Below are 18,760 nucleotides of genomic sequence, written 5' to 3'. Positions count from 1 at the left end.
CATGCTTTGTGAACACTGTAAGCAACGGAAAGCAACGGTTACAGTCACACAAATCATCAATGGACATAAAAGCGAGAAACATTATTGCGAAGTATGTGCCGCACAATTTCATCCATTCAGCCTGGATTTTCCCAAAGAAGAACAATTCCCGATCCATCAATTGCTTTCGAACTGGTTCGGCATGCCTCTCTGGAAAAACGATTTGCAGGAAAGAACTGTTCAGCCTTCCGTGCAAACGGTCGCATGCCCCGCTTGTGGATTTACTTTCCGCAAGTTTTTAAACGAAGGAAAATTAGGCTGCCCGCAATGTTATGAAACCTTTAGCGAAAAACTTCCTCAAGTACTTGAAAAATTCCAGGCCGGAACGAAACATACAGGAAAAAGACCAGGACAAAAAGTGGATAACAACCGCATTTTGAAAAAACAGATCGAACATGCCCGTGAGCAGCTGCAATTGGCGATCCAAGACGAACGTTTTGAGGATGCGGCAAAATTCAGGGATGAAATCAAGGAATTGGAACGTAAGCTGGAAATGGGAGGTGTGGATACACCATGAATCTTGAATATTTCTTAAAAGCGGAGGCGCCAAGTTGGATGGGAACTGATGGTGCGGAAGATGACATTGTGATTTCCACACGCATCCGGTTGGCAAGAAATTTGGAGGGTTTCCGTTTTCCGATCATCTTTTCAGATGAAGAAGCGAAAACAATCGATCAAATGGTGACGCAGGCGTTTTACCAATTGAAAGATAACAATCATGATTTTTCCCATTTCACAATACAGGAAATGCCTGTACTGCAACGCCAAGTACTCGTGGAAAAACATCTGATCAGTCCAATGCTTGCAAAAAGGGAAAAGTTTGCATCCGTCATCATTTCGCAGGATGAAGCCATCAGCGTCATGGTCAACGAAGAAGACCATTTAAGAATCCAATGCTTATCCCCTGGACTTAAGCTCATGGAAACTTATGAAATGGCAAATAAATTGGATAGTCAACTTGAAAAATTATTGCCGTTTGCTTTCCATAATGAATTCGGCTATTTAACAAGCTGCCCAACCAATGTAGGTACAGGGATGAGAGCATCCGTCATGATGCATTTGCCTGGACTTTCCATGACGAAACAGATCAAAGCATTGACCCAAATGCTTGCCCGCTTTGGCATGGTCGTGCGAGGCATCTACGGTGAAGGCAGCGAAAACTTAGGAAACATGTATCAAATTTCAAATCAAGTGACTCTTGGCAAGTCGGAAGATGAAATTGTCGATGATTTGCAAACAGTCGTGACACAAATTATTGAACAGGAACGAAACGCAAGACAAACTCTTTTGGCACAATCCAGAGTCGCTTTGGAAGACCGCATTCACCGGGCTTATGGAACTTTGAAACATGCGCGGATCATGACAAGCGAAGAAGCGGCGACATGTTTATCCAATGTCCGGTTAGGTGTTGATTTAGGAATCATTAAAGATGTTTCAAAGCATATTTTAAATGAGTGTACGATTCTTATTCAACCGGGGTTTGTACAACAATATGCAGGCACTACCTTGGAACCGGCTGAACGGGATGTATATAGAGCAAAACTGATACGCGAAAAATTAAACAGTGGTAATTCAAAACCTAGAGGAAAAGGAGAGGAAAGATATGATGTTTAATCGATTCACTCAACGCGCCCAAAAAGTGTTGCAGTTGGCACAAGAAGAAGCGATCCGTTGGAAACATGAATCCATCGGCACAGAGCACATCTTGCTTGGGCTTATCCGGGAAGGCGGAGGCATCGCAGCAAAAGCTTTGGAAGCCATCGATGTAACGCCGGAAATGATTGAACGGGGCATCGAAGAATTAGTCGGAAAAGGAACGAAAGATGTAGGGCCAATTGTTCACTATACACCTAGAGCGAAAAAAGTCATTGAACTCGCCGTTGATGAATCGCGGAAATTGGGCCATGCTTACATCGGCACAGAACATATCCTGCTTGCATTGATTCGCGAAGGCGAAGGTGTTGCCGCGAGAGTGCTTGCAAACGCTGGTGTGAGTCTCAATAAAGCCCGCCAACAAGTTCTATTGCTTTTGGGCAACAATGATGTTTCCCAAAACGCCAATCCGACTCAAACAGTCAGCACACCAACACTGGACAGCTTAGCCCGGGATTTGACTGCTATTGCCCGTGAAGGCGGCCTTGATCCAGTGATTGGACGAAGCAAAGAGATCACACGTGTGATCGAAGTGCTTTCACGCCGTACAAAAAACAACCCTGTGTTGATTGGTGAACCGGGTGTAGGTAAGACAGCCATTGCAGAAGGACTTGCCCAGCAAATCGTCAATAACGAAGTGCCTGAAACATTGCGTGATAAACGCGTGATGACGCTTGATATGGGTACGGTTGTAGCAGGTACAAAATATCGTGGTGAATTCGAAGACCGCTTGAAAAAAGTGATGGATGAAATTCGCCAAGCAGGTAACATCATTCTGTTCATCGACGAATTGCACACATTGATTGGAGCAGGTGGTGCGGAAGGTGCGATTGACGCTTCCAACATTTTAAAACCGGCCCTTGCCCGCGGAGAATTGCAATGCATTGGTGCCACAACATTGGATGAATATCGAAAATACATTGAAAAAGATGCCGCTTTGGAACGCCGTTTCCAACCAATTCAAGTCGATGAACCGACAGTGGAAGAAACAATCCAGATCATCAAAGGTTTGCGTGACCGTTATGAAGCGCATCACCGTGTAAAAATTACAGATGAAGCGATTGAAGCGGCGGCAAAATTATCCGATCGTTACATTTCAGACCGTTTCTTGCCGGACAAAGCCATTGACTTGATTGATGAAGCGGGATCAAAAGTGCGTTTACGCTCATTCACAGTGCCACCAAATCTAAAAGCTCTCGAAGATAAATTGGAACATGTGCGCAATGAGAAAAACGCAGCCGTTTCAAGCCAGGAGTTTGAAAAAGCGGCAGCATTGCGCGATACAGAACAAAAAATTAAAGAAGAACTCGAGCAATTGAAAAAATCATGGAAAGAAAAACAAGGCAAAGAAGAATCCAAAGTGACAGTGGAAGATATTGCCGAAGTCGTTTCCATGTGGACGGGAATTCCGGTAAACAAAATTGCTCAAGAAGAGTCTGAAAAACTGCTTAACTTGGAAGAAGAATTGCATAAACGCGTTGTCGGCCAACATGAAGCGGTTGAGGCAATCTCCAGAGCGATCCGCCGCGCCCGTGCAGGACTTAAAGATCCAAAACGTCCAATTGGTACATTCATCTTCTTAGGGCCAACTGGCGTAGGGAAAACAGAACTTGCAAAAGCATTGGCAGAAGTGATGTTTGGAGATGAAGATGCAATGATCCGCATCGACATGTCCGAATATATGGAAAAACACTCCACTTCCCGCCTTGTTGGTTCACCTCCAGGATATGTAGGATTTGAAGAAGGCGGCCAATTAACGGAAAAAGTGCGCCGAAAACCATACTCTGTCGTGCTTTTGGACGAAATTGAAAAAGCCCATCCAGATGTGTTCAACATCTTATTGCAAGTGCTCGATGATGGACGCTTAACGGATTCAAAAGGACGTACAGTGGATTTCCGCAACACGGTTGTCATTATGACATCCAACATCGGTGCGGAAGCCTTAAAATATCAAAAAAGCTTAGGATTCGGCGTAGGAGAAAAAGACAGCAAATATAAAGATATGAAATCTACTATGATGGAAGAATTGAAAAAAGCCTTCCGTCCAGAATTCCTAAACCGTATTGATGAAATCATTGTGTTCAAACCGTTGGAAAAAGATCAATTAAAACAAATCGTATCCTTGATGGCAAAATCTTTGGTGAAACGATTAAAAGATCAGGATATCGATTTGGAATTAACGGATGCCGCTTTAGAGAAAATCGCGGAAGAAGGATACGATCCTCAATACGGTGCCCGTCCAATCCGCCGTGCTTTACAGAAAAATGTTGAGGACCGTTTATCCGAAGAGTTGTTGAAAGGCACTATTTCGAAAAATAGCAAAGTCGTCTTTGACTACGTGGATGGCGCGTTTGTCGTAAGAGAAAAAGATACTGTTGAAAGTGCATAAAATTTTATAAACGAAGCTGTCCGCAAGCCAACTGCGATTGACTTGCGGCACAGCTTATTTTAATACATATGAAAATCAATAATAATGACATTTGGTGCAGATGTTAAGCCGTCTTTGTTATCATCGCCGTACTAATAAGAATAATAGGAGGAACCAATGGCCAAAAAGAAAACAAAATTTTGCTGTCAAAGCTGCGGCTATGAATCGCCGAAATGGTTGGGAAGATGCCCTGGATGCGGGGAATGGAACAGCTTTGTGGAAGAAATAGAAGTCATTTCAAAATCCCGTGGAGTGTTTCAGCATTCAGAAGCCTCCAGTCAGAAAGCCGTACCGATTGTCAGCATTGAAACGCAGGAAGAACAAAGATTTGAAACGAGCATGGTGGAACTGAACCGGGTACTTGGGGGCGGCATTGTGCCAGGTTCTCTTGTGCTCATTGGCGGAGACCCGGGAATCGGAAAATCCACCCTTCTTATGCAGCTATCGGCGGATTTATCCAACAGTGGACATCGCGTGCTTTACGTATCCGGGGAAGAATCGCTGAAACAAACGAGACTCCGGGCATCAAGACTCGGCGTACAATCAAAGGAATTATTCATCTATGCGGAAACGGATCTGGAACTGATTCGTCATAGTATTGAGGAAGTACAACCCCGGTTTATCATTGTGGACTCCATCCAAACGGTTCATCATCCGGAAGTCACAAGCGCTCCCGGCAGCGTATCCCAGGTGAGAGAATGTACTTCGGAGCTTATGAGAATCGCAAAAACGAAGGGCATCGCAACTTTCCTGGTCGGGCATGTAACGAAAGAAGGGCAAATTGCAGGTCCGAGAATATTGGAGCATATGGTGGATACGGTTCTTTACTTTGAAGGGGAGAGACATCACACGTACCGGATTTTAAGAAGCCATAAGAACCGATTTGGCTCCACAAATGAAATTGCCATTTTCGAGATGATTCACTCCGGTTTAAAAGAAGTATTAAATCCTTCTGAACTCTTTTTGGAAGAACGTTCACAAGGTGCTGCAGGCTCTACGGTGGTGGCTTCCATGGAAGGGACAAGGCCGATTTTGGTTGAAATCCAATCGTTGGTAACGCCGACAAGTTTCAACTATCCAAAACGGATGGCGACAGGCGTGGATCAAAACCGGGTTCAATTATTGATGGCCGTTTTGGAAAAAAGAATGGGAATGCTTTTGCAAGCCCAAGACGCATACGTGAAAGTGGCAGGCGGGGTAAAATTGGATGAACCGGCCATTGACTTGGCTGTTCTTACATCGATTGTTTCCAGTTACAAAAATCAGCCTGTGAATGTCACGGATGTGTTCATTGGGGAAGTGGGGCTTACTGGAGAAGTAAGACGGGTATCCCGTATAGAGCAGCGGGTTTATGAAGCTGCAAGACTTGGTTTTAAACGTGTATTCATCCCGGCTTCCAATCTGGGAGGATGGGAAAATCCAAAAGAAATTGAAGTGATCGGTGTTCAAACAATCAATGAAGCGGTGAAACTTTGTTTTGGCAATTGAGGGAATTTTACCATGTTTTGAGAAAAATGGGCATTTTTTCTTCAGGAATTGGAAAAAAATAAAGAAGAAGTTGATTTAATTTGCGAAAAAAAGGTAAAAAAGTCCAAAAAATGCGATGAAGCGTTCTTACAAATCGCAAAGGATTCATGAACCATGTATAATTATCAGTAAGATAATATATCAGAAAAAAGGAGGTGGCAGGATGCTGAAGAGAATCATTCAAATTGCGTTTCTGTTTATTGGTGGTGCTTTGGGTTTTGTCTTTTTACCGCCATTATACGAAATTATTAATTTATCATCTAGTCCATGGTTAAATAATCCATACACATCGGTAGCAATAGGGGCGTTATTGTTATTTCTTCTTTCGTTTTCATTATCAGACTATTGCGTGAAATTTATCAACTGGATGGAAGAGGTGCTTTTTAAAATTCCGGCAGCGGACTTATTCTTTGGTACTCTAGGGTTGATTATCGGTTTAATTGTAGCATATTTTGTGGGATTTGCGATTGAACGAATTAACATTCCGGTTATTACCGATTTCTTGCCGATTATTTTATCCATCATTCTGGGATATTTGGGATTTAGAGTCGGCTTTAAAAAAAGGGACGAACTTTCACAACTATTTACAAAATCAGGAGTCGGTGCGAAAAAGAAAGCCGGAGAAGCCGGCCAGCCCGGATCTGAAAAAACGTTATATAAACTGCTGGATACAAGCGTTATCATCGACGGCCGCATTGCGGATATTGCGACTACAGGATTTATTGAAGGGGTATTGGTGGTGCCGCAATTCGTTTTGACGGAATTGCAGCATATTGCGGATTCCAGCGATACGTTGAAACGCACCCGTGGACGCCGGGGGCTTGATATGTTGAAAAAATTACAGGACGGAAAATCGGTAAATGTGATTATTTCAGAAGAGGACTTTGATGATATCCAAGAAGTTGATTTAAAATTAGTGCGGCTGGCGAAAAAAATGGGCGCGAAAATTTTAACGAACGATTTTAATTTAAATAAAGTGTGCGAACTTCATCATGTACAAGTATTGAATATCAATGAACTGGCAAACGCGGTGAAACCTGTTGTCATCCCCGGGGAAGATATGCAGGTTGTTGTCATCAAAGATGGAAAGGAACAAAATCAAGGAGTCGCCTATTTGGACGATGGCACAATGATTGTTGTTGAAGGTGGCCGTAATTATATCGGCCAAGCAATAACGGTTACGGTGACAAGCGTATTGCAAACATCCGCCGGTCGCATGATTTTTGCAAAACCGAAAGACGAACAAGTAGCATAAAAACACGCAACAATTGTAGGAGTTGAGCTTGTGGATTATGAAGTGGTGTTGCCGGCAGCCGGCAGCGGAAAACGGATGGGGGCAGGAAAAAACAAATTATTTTTGCCATTGGCCAATAAGCCGATTTTGATCCATACTCTCGAAGTCTTTGAAAAGGATCCAAAATGCACAGGGATCTACTTGGCGGTTAAGCCGGAAGAAAGAGAATATATTCAAAACTTATTGAATGAATACGGTATTACTAAGGTAAAGGGGTTGCCGAATGGAGGGGAAGAACGCCAACATTCCGTTCATGCATGTTTAAAAGTCATGAAGGATGTGGAAATCGTTCTTGTCCATGATGCCGCAAGACCCTTTATACTTCAGTCGGTGATTGACCGTTTAGTGGAAACGGCTTATGAAAAAGGGGCTGCCATTGCGGGAGTCCGCGCAAAGGATACGATGAAAAAAGTGCGGGACGGCATCATCGTTGAAACGGTGGAGCGGGATGACTTATGGGCCATCCAGACGCCGCAAGCTTTCCGTTTCGAACTGTTGCTTCATGCAGAGGATGTCGCAGAAAAAGTGGGTTTTTTAGGAACGGACGAAGCGATGCTTGTGGAACGTCTCGGCTATGAAATTCACATCGTCGAAAGCAGCTATGAAAATATTAAAATTACCACAAAAGAGGACTTGGTCTTTGGTGAAGCGATATTAAGAAACCGGCAGCTGAAAACCTCACAAATCTGATCGATTCGTGAGGTCTTTTCTTGTTTAATGATCTAAAAGGATTGTTTGGGAAAAATGCTTACAATCCATACAAATGGGAAATATGTTAATATATGAAGTGGTCATTTGGATTCAGATATTATAGTAAAGGATGGTGAACGCTGCATAATAGACAGAAAGCGTCTAGTACATGCAGCTGATATATGTTTCGGGTTGGACAAGGATTTGACGTTCATGCATTTCAAGAAGGGCGTCCGCTGATTATCGGCGGTATAGAAATCCCCCATACAAAAGGGCTTTTAGGGCATTCCGATGCAGATGTACTATTACACGCGATTACAGATGCGGCCCTTGGAGCGATTGGTGAAGGGGATATCGGCCGCCATTTTCCGGACACAGATCCGCAATATAAAGATGCGGACTCAGCAAAATTATTGGAATATATCTGGAAAATCGTTGAGGAAAAAGGGTATGTTCTTGGAAATGTGGACTGTACGATTATGGCACAAAGACCAAAGATGGCTCCGTATATTGAACAAATGAAAAACCGGATCGCTCAATTATTACATGCGGAACCTTCCCAAGTGAACGTGAAAGCGACGACAACGGAAAAACTGGGTTTTGTTGGACGGGAAGAAGGCATTGCAGCGCTTGCGACCATTTTATTGATCAAAAAACAGTAGTACTTACATGTAAGGAAAAATCATTACGTTTCAGAAATGACAAAATTTCTTTCCTACCATCAACTTTTCAATGCTGCACTGGAGTGGTAAAATGTACAAAAGTCGAGGGAAGCATTGGAAATAGTAAGATTTTAGCAATGTAATAACGAAAAACACAGTTTGTCAACTGCACAACTTAGGAGGAAAATAAGATGGCAAAAGAAGTTCGTGTTCGGTATGCACCAAGTCCTACCGGTCATTTACATATCGGTGGAGCACGCACAGCGTTATTCAACTATTTATTTGCAAAACATTACAACGGAACATTTGTTGTGCGCATTGAGGATACGGATATAGAGCGCAATGTAGAAGGCGGTGAAGCATCCCAGCTTGACAATTTGAGATGGTTGGGCATTATTCCTGATGAATCCGTTGATATTGGTGGACCTTATGCACCTTACCGCCAAACAGAGAGATTGGATATTTATAAAAAACATGCGGAAGAGTTGTTGGAACGCGGTTTGGCTTATAAATGCTTCTGTACGCCCGAAGAATTGGAAGCTTCAAGGGAAGCGCAAAGAGCAAAAGGTATTGCGGCTCCAACATATGACGGTAAATGCCGCCATTTGACGAAAGAAGAAATCGCGGAAAAAGAAGCGCAAGGAATTCCATACACAATCCGCTTCAAAGTGCCTGAAAATGTCACTTATAAATTCAATGATATGGTGCGCGGAGAAGTATCATTTGAATCAAAAGATATCGGCGATTGGGTCATTATGAAAGCGAACGGAATCCCTACCTATAACTTTGCGGTTGTACTTGATGATCATTATATGGATATCACGCATGTATTCCGCGGCGAAGAGCATTTATCAAACACACCGAAACAAATGATGATTTTTGATGCGTTCGGTTGGGAATATCCGGAATTTGGCCATTTGACGATCATTGTGAATGAAAATCATAAGAAATTATCAAAACGTGACGAATCCATCATTCAATTCATCTCCCAATATAAAGAACTGGGATATTTGCCTGAAGCGATGTTCAACTTCTTCGCATTGCTCGGTTGGTCTCCGGAAGGGGAAGAAGAAATCTTTACGAAAGAACAGCTTATTGAAATGTTTGATGAGAAACGTTTATCCAAATCACCTTCCATGTTTGACCGGAATAAACTAACATGGATGAATAACCAATACATCAAAAAATTGTCTTTGGAAGAAGTGGTGGAACTGGCGCTTCCTCACTTGCAAAAAGCGGGGCTGCTTCCTGAAGAGTTGAATGAAGAACAAAAAGAATGGGCGACAAAATTGATCGGCTTGTATCATAATCAAATGAGCTATGGCGCAGAGATTGTGGAACTATCAAGCCTATTCTTTAAAGACGAAGTGGAATATGATGAAGAAGCGCAAGAGGTATTAGGTTGGGAGCACATCAAAGAAGTGGTTTCATCATTCAAACAGCAATTGGTGTCCTTGGAAACATTCGATGCCCCTTCCATTAAAGCGGCGCTTAAAGCGGTGCAAAAAGAGACAGGATATAAAGGGAAAAACTTGTTTATGCCAATCCGGGTGGTGACAACCGGCCAAACTCATGGACCGGACTTGGCTAGTACGATTGAGTTGGTTGGTAAAGAAAAAGTGTTGGCCCGTTTAGAAAAATTGGCAAACTAAGATGTTCTTAATGAATGGTGCGAATGGTCGATAATTAAATAAAAGCGAAAGCGTTGAAAAGGAGAAGTACGTAAAATATGTTTGAAAGAGAGGGTCACCATTGGCTGAAAGTGACCTAAACCTCTGTTTTACGGAAATGCACCTTTGAGCACTTGGCTGAAATGGAGTAGGCAAGTCGGCTGGTCACCGTTACAGGCCGCAGAGTGGAAAGCGTTTATGCTTTCAATCAGAGTGGAACCGCGCGACTTTGGCGTCTCTGTCATAGAAATATGATGGAGGCGTTTTTTATTTAAATAATCCAAAACCAATGTTTTGATTTATTGGCTTCTTTCATAGAAAAGATGGTAATTTAAAAATAGGAGAAAAATGTACGGAAAATTCGATGATTCAACAAACAAATGGTATTTTGTAAAGGAGAGACTGGCATGGCAATTCAAATTTACAATACGTTGACACGGAAAAAAGAACCTTTTGTTCCTCTCGAAGAAGGAAAGGTGAAAATGTACGTATGCGGTCCGACCGTTTATAACTATATACACATTGGAAATGCCCGTCCGGCGATCGTGTATGATACAGTGCGGAGATACTTGCAATATAAAGGGTATGATGTGAAATACGTTTCCAACTTTACGGATGTGGACGACAAAATCATCAAGGCGGCCAATGAATTGGGAGAAGAGGTTTCAGGGCTTACGGAACGTTTCATTAAAGCTTATTTTGAAGATATTACGGCTCTCGGCTGCAAGAAGGCGGATGTGCATCCCCGGGTAACGGAGCATATGAACGATATCATCGAATTTATAAAAGTATTGGTTGATAAAGGATATGCTTACGAGTCCCAAGGAGATGTCTATTTCCGCACACGTAAATTTGAAGACTATGGAAAGCTCAGCCATCAATCTATTGATGATTTAAAAGTGGGTGCCCGCATTGAACCGGGTGAAAAGAAAGAAGACCCGCTGGATTTTGCCCTTTGGAAAGCGGCAAAACCTGGGGAAATCTTCTGGGAGAGCCCTTGGGGAAAAGGGCGGCCTGGTTGGCATATCGAATGCTCTGTGATGGCCCGGGCGCATTTGGGCGATACCATTGACATCCATGCTGGAGGGCAAGATTTGACTTTCCCGCATCATGAAAACGAAATTGCCCAATCAGAAAGTTATACCGGAAAAACTTTCGCCCGTTATTGGATGCATAATGGGTATATTAATATCGACAATGAAAAAATGTCAAAATCCTTGGGGAACTTTGTATTGGTCCATGATATTATCCAAAAAATCGATCCGCAGGTATTGAGATTTTTCATGTTGTCCGTTCATTATCGCCATCCAATCAATTTCTCGGAAGAATTGATCGAATCGGCGCGCAGCGGGTTGGAACGCTTGCGCACAGCGTACTTGAACCTGCAGCATCGTTTGCAATCGACGACAAACCTTGCTGATGAGAGCGAAGAGTATTTAGAAAAAATTGATGAATTGAAAAAAGAATTTGAAAAAGAAATGGATGACGATTTCAATACGGCCAACGCAATCAGTGTTTTATTTGAACTGGCCCGTACGGCAAACACGTATTTGAACGAAATCAATACCGATGAAAAGGTGTTGAAAGCATTTATCGAAACTTTTGATGTGCTTAGTGAAGTATTGGGAATTAAACTGGCCCAAGAGACGGAAATTTTGGATGAAGACATTGAGAAATTAATCGAAGAGCGGAACATAGCAAGAAAAAACCGGGATTTCAAACGTGCGGATGAAATCCGGGATCAATTATTGAAGATGAACATCATTTTGGAAGATACGCGTCAAGGTACCCGTTGGAAACGAGGTTCATAATATGGCTCCATTAGTAGATGTCAATCAAATGAACGCGCTTGCCCTGGCCTATATGGGGGATGCGGTGTTGGAGGTGCGCATCAGGGAACATTTGCTGTTGAGCGGACGGATGAAGCCGAATACGCTGCACCACGAAGCGACAAAATATGTTTCCGCCAAAGCCCAATCCATGATTGTGCACCGCATGATCGAAGAACATTTTTTGACGGATGAAGAGCTGGCCATCTTTAGAAGGGGCCGCAATGCAAAGTCCGGCACCGTTCCGAAAAATACGGATGTCCAAACGTATCGCAACAGTTCAGGATTTGAAGCAATTCTGGGTTCTCTTTACTTAACGAAACAATATGAACGCATCGATAAGATTATTGATTACGCCATACAAATTGTGGAGGAAACGAAAGGAGTCGCGAAATGAGCGGGAATGGAGAGATTATTGCTGGAAAGAACCCGGTATTGGAAGCACTTCGTTCAGGCCGCGAAATGAACAAAATTTGGATCAGTGAAGGCGTGAAAAAATCGGGAATCAAAGAAGTGCTCGATTTGGCCCGTGAGCGCGGAGTATTTGTACAATTTGTTCCAAAGAAAAAAATCGATCAACTGTCAAACGCCAATCATCAGGGAATCGTCGCTTCCGTTGCTGCATACAAGTATGCGGAACTTGATGATTTATTTCAAGTGGCGAAAGAAAGAAATGAAGATCCATTTTTCATCATTTTAGATGAGTTGGAAGATCCCCATAATCTCGGTTCGATTATGAGAACTGCCGATGCGATCGGGGTTCATGGTATAATAATACCAAAAAGGCGTTCTGTAGGTCTTACAGCAACGGTGGCGAAAGCTTCAACCGGAGCAATTGAACATGTGCCCGTTTGCAGAGTGAACAACTTGGCGCAAACGGTGGATGAATTAAAAGAAAGAGGACTTTGGATTGCAGGGACAGACGCAAAGGGCAGCATCGATTACCGGAACATGGATGCTGCCTTGCCCCTGGCTATCATCATTGGAAGTGAAGGGAAAGGAATGAGCCGGCTTTTGAAGGAAAAATGCGATTTCCTCTATTCGTTGCCAATGGTCGGCCATGTCAATTCATTGAATGCTTCTGTCGCTGCGGCATTGTTGATGTATGAAGTGTACCGAAAACGGCAAGAAGTGAATGGTTAGTTATGGAAAACATTTTGATCGTTGATGGATACAATATGATCGGCGCTTGGAAAACGTTGCGCGCTTTAAAAGACACCAATTTGGAGGAAGCGAGGAACCGTTTGATCGAGCTTTTGGCCGAATTTCAAGCGGTGATGGGCTGGCGCGTCATTGTCGTCTTTGATGCTTATCACGTTTCGGGAGCCGAAAAGTCATATGTTCAAAATTCGGTGGAAGTCATATTTACGAAAAAGAATGAGACCGCCGATGAACGGATTGAAAAGTTATCCAATGAACTCAAGGGAAGAAAAGTCCAAATCTATGTGGCTACTTCCGACATGACGGAACAAAACGTCATTTTCGGAAATGGCGCGCTGAGAAAATCGGCCCGCGAATTGGAAATCGAGATGGAGATCATCCAATCAAATATATCAAAAAAAGTGGAAACATCGCAGAAAGAAAAACCGAAATCTAGAATCCCCTTATCGAAAGAAGTAGAGTTAGCCTTTGAGAAATGGAGAAGAGGTTTAAAATAACTCATTGACCTGTATTTTCCAACTCATTTATACTGTTCCTAATACGATTTATACGTCTGGGGTGAGGCCGTTGCTAAAAACAGAGCAATCGCAAACAGCACAATCCTTTGAAGAGATGACGGATGAACAACTTGTTGAACTGGTGCACCAAGGGAATACAGAGGCGTTGGATTTTTTGATTAATAAATATCGGGTGTTCGTAAAAGCGAAGGCGCGTTCTTATTTTTTGATTGGAGCGGATAAGGAAGACATCGTCCAAGAGGGGATGATTGGTTTATATAAAGCTGTCAGGGATTTTAAAGAGGATAAGCTGACATCCTTTAAAGCCTTTGCGGAATTATGTATTACGCGCCAAATTATTACAGCGATAAAAACGGCAACGCGTCAGAAACATATTCCGCTCAATTCTTATGTTTCGCTCGACAAACCCATTTATGATGAGGAGTCGGATCGGACGCTATTGGATGTCATCACAGGTGCGGAGTCGGAAAATCCGGAGCATCTGATGATCAACCGTGAAGAATATTCCCATTTGGAAGAAAAAATCAGCGAAATATTAAGCGAACTTGAACAACAAGTCCTTTCATTATATTTGGATGGACAATCCTACAATGAAATCTCCGAAGAATTAAACCGGCATGTCAAGTCGATTGATAATGCCTTGCAAAGGGTGAAACGGAAATTGGAGCGCCATTTGGAAAATGGGGAAATTATTTGAAACTCTGTTCGCAATTATTGACAGCGAGTTTTTTTGGTGTTAGTCTTTAAAAGATAAAATGCCAGAATAGAGGTTATTCCTGTGGCAAAGAAAATCGTTTTATGCTGTGAAGAGTGTGGTTCGCGGAATTACACTTACCCTGAAAAAGAGAACGCAACTAGAATAGTGCTCAAAAAGTATTGTCCACGCTGCAATCGACACACGTTACACAAACAAACGCGCTAGTTGATATAGAGAATATAGATAAGTTATTCGGAGGTTACGCGAGAATGGGCAAAATCAAGAAATTTCTGCAAGAAGTCATGTCAGAAATGCGTAAGACAAGCTGGCCAAAGAGCAAGGAGCTTACAAAATATACAATCGTTGTAGTAACGACAGTCATTTTTGTAGCCCTCTATTTTGTGCTGGTGGATTTGGGGATTTCTGAATTGTTCCGCTGGTATTTAAATATATAATGAATCTTTAGCAAGCGATAGCTTAGAAAATAGCCCGTTCCTTATCCTACGGGTTTTTTTCATTTATTTTGTAAATTATAATATTAAACACGGAAAAGCCGTCAGCGGGTATGCGCATTTGTAAAGGAGGGAAGGACGAGGAGTCCGACAGGCATTATGGAAAAACAATGGTATGTAGTTCATACTTATTCTGGTTATGAAAATCGAGTGAAAGCAAATCTCGAAAAGCGTGTAGAAACAATGGGAATGCAGGATCTTATTTTCCGGGTCATTATCCCTGAACACGAAGAAACGGATTTGAAAGACGGAAAAAAACGAACAGTGATGCGTAAAGTATTCCCTGGTTATGTATTGGTTGAGATGATTTTGACGGATGAATCCTGGTATGTTGTCCGCAATACCCCAGGAGTGACAGGATTCATCGGGTCTTCAGGCGGCGGCGCGAAACCGACACCACTACTCCCGGAAGAAGCGGATCGTTTGCTCCGTTCCATGGGCTTGCACAAAAAAGCGATTGGCGAGTTGGATATTTCGGTCGGCGATTTGGTGGAAGTGTTGGACGGTCCATTCAAGAACTTCAAAGGAAACGTGGAAGAAATCGATGTGGACAAAGGAAAAGTAAAAGTTTCTGTGGACATGTTTGGACGGGAAACAAAAATGGAATTGGATTTTGAACAAGTTCAGAAGGTATAACGGCGCAAAGCGTTCATCCTGACCGGTTTCATGCCGGAAACAGGCTGGAATATCAAATAATTTATCCCTTCGTAACATTTTTGCTTGCTTCATAATAAGAAAAATGGTATCATTTCAAAGGTCAGACTAGTTTTTCAGTCTGAGAAATGAGTTAAAGATATTTTATCGGCATGGCTGATAAATGGATATTTGAGTGGGAGGGGCAACCCAATATACCACATCACGGACTTTAAGGAGGTGTGTCTCGTGGCTAAAAAAGTAATTAAAATCGTTAAACTTCAAATCCCTGCTGGTAAAGCGAATCCGGCTCCACCGGTTGGTCCTGCGTTAGGTCAAGCTGGTGTAAACATCATGGGATTCTGTAAAGAATTTAACGCTCGTACTGCTGATCAAGCAGGTTTGATTATACCTGTTGAAATTACAGTATTCGAAGACCGTTCATTCACTTTCATTACGAAAACTCCACCTGCAGCTGTATTACTTAAAAAAGCAGCAGGCATCGAATCAGGTTCTGGTGAGCCAAATCGTAAAAAAGTTGCAACGGTTAAACGCGATAAAGTTCGCGAAATCGCAGAACTTAAAATGCCTGACTTAAATGCTGCGTCTGTTGAAGCGGCTATGAGAATGGTAGAAGGTACAGCACGAAGCATGGGTATTGAAATCGTTGACTAATCCCTTTTAAATCGTGTTGTGTTTCTGAGGTTGCGCAAGTTCTGTAGAACCCGCAACCTTTATTCGTGGGAGGTAAATTCCGCTAAAACCACAAAGGAGGAAAAAACAATGGCAAAACGTAGCAAAAGAATGCAAGAACTTTTAAAATTAGTTGATCGCACAAAATTGTATCCTGTTGAAGAAGCAATTGCATTAGCTCAAAAAACTAGCAATGTAAAATTCGATGCGACAGTAGAAGTGGCATTCCGCTTAAATATCGACACTCGTAAAAACGATCAACAAATCCGTGGAGCAGTTGTGCTTCCAAACGGAACTGGTAAAACTCAACGCGTGTTAGTGTTTGCGAAAGGCGAAAAAGCGAAAGAAGCCGAAGCTGCAGGAGCAGACTATGTAGGCGATTCAGATTATATCAACAAAATCCAACAAGGTTGGTTCGATTTCGATGTAATCGTAGCTACACCTGATATGATGGGTGAAGTTGGTAAACTTGGTCGTGTATTAGGTCCAAAAGGATTAATGCCAAACCCTAAAACAGGAACAGTAACTTTCGATGTAGCAAAAGCAATCGCAGATATCAAAGCTGGTAAAGTGGAATACCGCGCTGACAAAGCTGGTATCGTTCACGCTCCTATCGGTAAAGTTTCCTTTGATACACAAAAATTGGTTGAAAACTTCTTGGCTGTATTTGATGCAATCCAAAAAGCAAAACCTGCTGCAGCCAAAGGTACTTACATGAAGTCAGTAAACATCACTACTACAATGGGGCCATCCATTAAAGTTGATGCTTCAAGCGTAGTAGTTAACTAATAAATAAAAAAGGATAAAACTATTGACAATTATCCTATCCATGATTATTATGGATGATGTTCTGAATTAAATATAGCGACTCATTTGTACCGTAGACAGTAGGGGTGCATTCGCACTTAAACTTTCCCTACCGAGGTCATAAATCGATTCTTTTGATGATGACGTTTTATGCCTTCGTGTGTCTACACGGAGGCTTTTGTTTTATCGGTATGAATGACCCAATCCACAGGAGGTGTCAAAATGTCTAAAGCAATTGAAGCCAAAAAAGCGCAAGTACAAGAAATCGCGGATAAATTCAAAAACGCTGCTTCAGTAGTGATTGTTGACTACCGCGGTTTGAACGTAGCTCAAGTGACAGAATTGCGTAAACAACTTCGCGAAGCAGGCGTAGATTTCAAAGTGTACAAAAACACTTTAACACGCCGCGCTGTTGAAGAAGTTGGATTAGAAGGACTTAACGATTACTTAACAGGTCCAAATGCGATCGCTTTCTCAAGCGAGGATGTTGTAGCGCCAGCAAAAATTCTTAACAACTTCGCAAAAACTAACGAAGCGCTTGAAATCAAAGCTGGTGTGATCGAAGGTAACATCGCTTCTGTTGAAGAAGTGAAAGCTCTTGCCGACCTTCCATCCCGCGAAGGCTTGCTTTCTATGTTGCTTTCTGTATTGCAAGCTCCAATCCGCAACTTCGCTCTTGCTGCAAAAGCGGTTGCAGAACAAAAAGAAGAACAAGGCGCGTAATGATCGCTTAACCCATTATTTCGAAATCAGGCAAATTGCCTAACAAAATTACCAATATAGGAGGAATAAAGAATGACTAAAGAACAAATTATTGAAGCTATTAAAGAAATGACAGTTCTTGAATTAAATGATTTAGTAAAAGCAATCGAAGAAGAATTCGGTGTAACAGCTGCTGCTCCAGTAGCAGTGGTAGGTGGCGCTGCTGCAGGTGCTGCTGCTGAAGAAAAAACTGAATTTGATGTGGTACTTGCTAACGCTGGCGACCAAAAAATCAAAGTTATCAAAGTTGTACGTGAAATCACTGGCCTTGGCTTAAAAGAAGCTAAAGACTTAGTTGACAACGCTCCAAAACCACTTAAAGAAGGCGTATCTAAAGAAGAAGCAGAAGAAATCAAAGCTAAACTTGAAGAAGTTGGCGCTTCTATCGAACTTAAGTAATAATCGCTTAAGGATTGTTTATACTAAAAATAAAAAAGCTCGTCGTATTTGGCGAGCTTTTCTTCATTTCTTTAGGGGGGCCGCCGAAATGACTGAACATTATTATTCCAAAAAGCCTCAAGTACAGAGTAATCCGCAGCAATGGCGTTATTCGCTTTTGGGACATTCTTTTTTATTTGAAACGGATTCTGGAGTATTCAGCAAAGGCGAAGTAGATTTTGGGTCCCGTTTGTTGATTGAAACATTTGAGATGCCGGACATGGATGGGGCCGTATTGGATGTGGGTTGCGGCTACGGTCCAATCGGGTTGGCGATCGCAAAACAATACCCTGACCGCACAGTGTTCATGATGGACATAAATGAAAGAGCAGTGGAATTGGCGAAAAAGAATGCGGAAATGAACGGAATTCAAAATGTACGTATCTATGAAAGCGATGGAGTTTATATTGATAAAGGGGTCAAAGTTGCAGCCGTTTTAACAAATCCGCCGATTCGTGCGGGCAAAGAAACGGTCTTCAAAATTTATGATGGAGCGTTCCACCATTTGAGCGACGGCGGAGAGCTTTGGGTGGTCATCCAGAAAAAACAAGGCGCACCATCAACGCAGAAGTATTTGGAAGAAAAGTTTCGTTCAGTGGAAGTAGTCGAGAAGAAAAAAGGCTATTGGATTATCAAAGCTGAAAAGTAAATGGAATGACCATAAAATATTGACTTGACAAATTGGCTATGATAACATAATAAAATGCAAAAATATTATTTTTTGGGAGTATGTCCTTTTGTATGCAA

General features: G+C 42.3%; 21 protein-coding genes and 2 other annotated features. All 21 genes read left to right on the top strand.

Annotated elements, in window-relative coordinates:
- Position 1: 1 nt before the first annotated feature.
- The 21 genes from NST13_RS11590 to NST13_RS11490 all read left to right on the top strand — a co-directional run bounded on the left by NST13_RS11590 (position 2) and on the right by NST13_RS11490 (position 18,662).
- On the top strand, positions 2 to 556 hold the full coding sequence (locus NST13_RS11590; protein ID WP_342470827.1) for a UvrB/UvrC motif-containing protein: 555 nt from the start codon (positions 2 to 4) through the stop codon (positions 554 to 556).
- Positions 553 to 1,653, top strand: coding sequence for a protein arginine kinase (locus NST13_RS11585; RefSeq protein ID WP_342470828.1), 1,101 nt, complete (start codon positions 553 to 555; stop codon positions 1,651 to 1,653). Before NST13_RS11590 ends, NST13_RS11585 begins: the two co-directional genes overlap by 4 nt.
- Positions 1,643 to 4,081: an ATP-dependent Clp protease ATP-binding subunit gene (locus tag NST13_RS11580; RefSeq protein ID WP_342470829.1), complete on the top strand. Its 2,439-nt coding sequence runs from the start codon at positions 1,643 to 1,645 to the stop codon at positions 4,079 to 4,081. The genes NST13_RS11585 and NST13_RS11580 overlap by 11 nt, the downstream gene beginning before the upstream one ends.
- 156 nt (positions 4,082 to 4,237) lie before the next feature.
- The gene (gene radA / locus NST13_RS11575; RefSeq protein WP_342580644.1) at positions 4,238 to 5,608 is read left to right on the top strand and encodes a DNA repair protein RadA; all 1,371 of its coding nucleotides are present in this window, start codon (positions 4,238 to 4,240) and stop codon (positions 5,606 to 5,608) included.
- A 202-nt stretch (positions 5,609 to 5,810) separates the two neighbouring features.
- Entirely contained in the window at positions 5,811 to 6,902 is a 1,092-nt protein-coding gene (locus tag NST13_RS11570) for a PIN/TRAM domain-containing protein (RefSeq protein ID WP_342470832.1), read from the top strand.
- 30 nt (positions 6,903 to 6,932) lie between these two features.
- On the top strand, positions 6,933 to 7,631 hold the full coding sequence (gene ispD / locus NST13_RS11565; RefSeq protein WP_342470833.1) for a 2-C-methyl-D-erythritol 4-phosphate cytidylyltransferase: 699 nt from the start codon (positions 6,933 to 6,935) through the stop codon (positions 7,629 to 7,631).
- A gap of 182 nt (positions 7,632 to 7,813) precedes the next feature.
- Positions 7,814 to 8,293, top strand: a complete 480-nt coding sequence (ispF, locus tag NST13_RS11560) for a 2-C-methyl-D-erythritol 2,4-cyclodiphosphate synthase (RefSeq protein WP_342470834.1) — start codon at positions 7,814 to 7,816, stop codon at positions 8,291 to 8,293.
- Between the two features lie 191 nt (positions 8,294 to 8,484).
- Positions 8,485 to 9,945 carry a glutamate--tRNA ligase gene (gene gltX, locus NST13_RS11555; protein ID WP_342580643.1) on the top strand — a complete coding sequence of 487 codons (1,461 nt, stop codon included), beginning with the start codon at positions 8,485 to 8,487 and terminating at the stop codon, positions 9,943 to 9,945.
- A 44-nt stretch (positions 9,946 to 9,989) separates the two neighbouring features.
- Positions 9,990 to 10,206, top strand: a binding site (T-box leader).
- Between the two features lie 164 nt (positions 10,207 to 10,370).
- Positions 10,371 to 11,774: a cysteine--tRNA ligase gene (gene cysS / locus NST13_RS11550; protein WP_342580642.1), complete on the top strand. Its 1,404-nt coding sequence runs from the start codon at positions 10,371 to 10,373 to the stop codon at positions 11,772 to 11,774.
- A gap of 1 nt (position 11,775) precedes the next feature.
- On the top strand, positions 11,776 to 12,189 hold the full coding sequence (locus NST13_RS11545; RefSeq protein WP_342470838.1) for a Mini-ribonuclease 3: 414 nt from the start codon (positions 11,776 to 11,778) through the stop codon (positions 12,187 to 12,189).
- Complete coding sequence (rlmB, locus tag NST13_RS11540; RefSeq protein ID WP_342470839.1) at positions 12,186 to 12,935, top strand: 23S rRNA (guanosine(2251)-2'-O)-methyltransferase RlmB; 750 nt, start codon at positions 12,186 to 12,188, stop codon at positions 12,933 to 12,935. Before NST13_RS11545 ends, rlmB begins: the two co-directional genes overlap by 4 nt.
- A gap of 2 nt (positions 12,936 to 12,937) precedes the next feature.
- Positions 12,938 to 13,450: an NYN domain-containing protein gene (locus NST13_RS11535; protein ID WP_342470840.1), complete on the top strand. Its 513-nt coding sequence runs from the start codon at positions 12,938 to 12,940 to the stop codon at positions 13,448 to 13,450.
- A 70-nt stretch (positions 13,451 to 13,520) separates the two neighbouring features.
- A complete protein-coding gene (gene sigH, locus NST13_RS11530; protein WP_342470841.1) occupies positions 13,521 to 14,168 on the top strand; it encodes an RNA polymerase sporulation sigma factor SigH in 648 nt (215 codons plus the stop codon).
- Positions 14,169 to 14,249: 81 nt separating this feature from the next.
- Entirely contained in the window at positions 14,250 to 14,393 is a 144-nt protein-coding gene (gene rpmG, locus NST13_RS11525; RefSeq protein WP_342470842.1) for a 50S ribosomal protein L33, read from the top strand.
- A 44-nt stretch (positions 14,394 to 14,437) separates the two neighbouring features.
- A complete protein-coding gene (secE, locus tag NST13_RS11520) occupies positions 14,438 to 14,623 on the top strand; it encodes a preprotein translocase subunit SecE (RefSeq protein WP_342470843.1) in 186 nt (61 codons plus the stop codon).
- A 156-nt stretch (positions 14,624 to 14,779) separates the two neighbouring features.
- On the top strand, positions 14,780 to 15,316 hold the full coding sequence (gene nusG / locus NST13_RS11515) for a transcription termination/antitermination protein NusG (RefSeq protein WP_342470844.1): 537 nt from the start codon (positions 14,780 to 14,782) through the stop codon (positions 15,314 to 15,316).
- Positions 15,317 to 15,562: 246 nt separating this feature from the next.
- A complete protein-coding gene (gene rplK, locus NST13_RS11510; protein WP_208651246.1) occupies positions 15,563 to 15,988 on the top strand; it encodes a 50S ribosomal protein L11 in 426 nt (141 codons plus the stop codon).
- 108 nt (positions 15,989 to 16,096) lie between these two features.
- The gene (gene rplA, locus NST13_RS11505; protein WP_342470845.1) at positions 16,097 to 16,795 is read left to right on the top strand and encodes a 50S ribosomal protein L1; all 699 of its coding nucleotides are present in this window, start codon (positions 16,097 to 16,099) and stop codon (positions 16,793 to 16,795) included.
- 71 nt (positions 16,796 to 16,866) lie between these two features.
- Positions 16,867 to 17,004 (top strand) — a sequence feature (ribosomal protein L10 leader region).
- A 31-nt stretch (positions 17,005 to 17,035) separates the two neighbouring features.
- Positions 17,036 to 17,536: a 50S ribosomal protein L10 gene (gene rplJ / locus NST13_RS11500; protein WP_342470846.1), complete on the top strand. Its 501-nt coding sequence runs from the start codon at positions 17,036 to 17,038 to the stop codon at positions 17,534 to 17,536.
- Between the two features lie 72 nt (positions 17,537 to 17,608).
- Positions 17,609 to 17,974 (top strand): 50S ribosomal protein L7/L12, encoded by a 366-nt coding sequence (rplL, locus tag NST13_RS11495; RefSeq protein ID WP_342470847.1) that lies wholly within the window; start codon positions 17,609 to 17,611, stop codon positions 17,972 to 17,974.
- 88 nt (positions 17,975 to 18,062) lie between these two features.
- On the top strand, positions 18,063 to 18,662 hold the full coding sequence (locus NST13_RS11490; protein ID WP_342580641.1) for a class I SAM-dependent methyltransferase: 600 nt from the start codon (positions 18,063 to 18,065) through the stop codon (positions 18,660 to 18,662).
- Positions 18,663 to 18,760 lie beyond the last annotated feature (98 nt).

It is taken from the genome of Ureibacillus sp. FSL W7-1570 (assembly GCF_038593265.1).
Taxonomy (GTDB): domain Bacteria; phylum Bacillota; class Bacilli; order Bacillales_A; family Planococcaceae; genus Ureibacillus; species Ureibacillus suwonensis.
Note: the sequence above shows the minus strand (reverse complement) of the source record. Positions and strands in the feature narration are given on the sequence as shown.

Excerpts from the sequence above, each read along its gene's own strand:
- NST13_RS11590 (WP_342470827.1), top strand. The coding sequence starts at position 2 with ATGCTTTGTGAACACTGTAAGCAACGGAAAGCAACGGTTACAGTCACA.
- NST13_RS11585 (WP_342470828.1), top strand. The coding sequence starts at position 553 with ATGAATCTTGAATATTTCTTAAAAGCGGAGGCGCCAAGTTGGATGGGA.
- NST13_RS11580 (WP_342470829.1), top strand. The coding sequence starts at position 1,643 with ATGATGTTTAATCGATTCACTCAACGCGCCCAAAAAGTGTTGCAGTTG.
- radA (WP_342580644.1), top strand. The coding sequence starts at position 4,238 with ATGGCCAAAAAGAAAACAAAATTTTGCTGTCAAAGCTGCGGCTATGAA.
- NST13_RS11570 (WP_342470832.1), top strand. The coding sequence starts at position 5,811 with ATGCTGAAGAGAATCATTCAAATTGCGTTTCTGTTTATTGGTGGTGCT.
- ispF (WP_342470834.1), top strand. The coding sequence starts at position 7,814 with ATGTTTCGGGTTGGACAAGGATTTGACGTTCATGCATTTCAAGAAGGG.
- gltX (WP_342580643.1), top strand. The coding sequence starts at position 8,485 with ATGGCAAAAGAAGTTCGTGTTCGGTATGCACCAAGTCCTACCGGTCAT.
- cysS (WP_342580642.1), top strand. The coding sequence starts at position 10,371 with ATGGCAATTCAAATTTACAATACGTTGACACGGAAAAAAGAACCTTTT.
- NST13_RS11545 (WP_342470838.1), top strand. The coding sequence starts at position 11,776 with ATGGCTCCATTAGTAGATGTCAATCAAATGAACGCGCTTGCCCTGGCC.
- rlmB (WP_342470839.1), top strand. The coding sequence starts at position 12,186 with ATGAGCGGGAATGGAGAGATTATTGCTGGAAAGAACCCGGTATTGGAA.
- NST13_RS11535 (WP_342470840.1), top strand. The coding sequence starts at position 12,938 with ATGGAAAACATTTTGATCGTTGATGGATACAATATGATCGGCGCTTGG.
- secE (WP_342470843.1), top strand. The coding sequence starts at position 14,438 with ATGGGCAAAATCAAGAAATTTCTGCAAGAAGTCATGTCAGAAATGCGT.
- nusG (WP_342470844.1), top strand. The coding sequence starts at position 14,780 with ATGGAAAAACAATGGTATGTAGTTCATACTTATTCTGGTTATGAAAAT.
- rplA (WP_342470845.1), top strand. The coding sequence starts at position 16,097 with ATGGCAAAACGTAGCAAAAGAATGCAAGAACTTTTAAAATTAGTTGAT.
- rplJ (WP_342470846.1), top strand. The coding sequence starts at position 17,036 with ATGTCTAAAGCAATTGAAGCCAAAAAAGCGCAAGTACAAGAAATCGCG.
- rplL (WP_342470847.1), top strand. The coding sequence starts at position 17,609 with ATGACTAAAGAACAAATTATTGAAGCTATTAAAGAAATGACAGTTCTT.
- NST13_RS11490 (WP_342580641.1), top strand. The coding sequence starts at position 18,063 with ATGACTGAACATTATTATTCCAAAAAGCCTCAAGTACAGAGTAATCCG.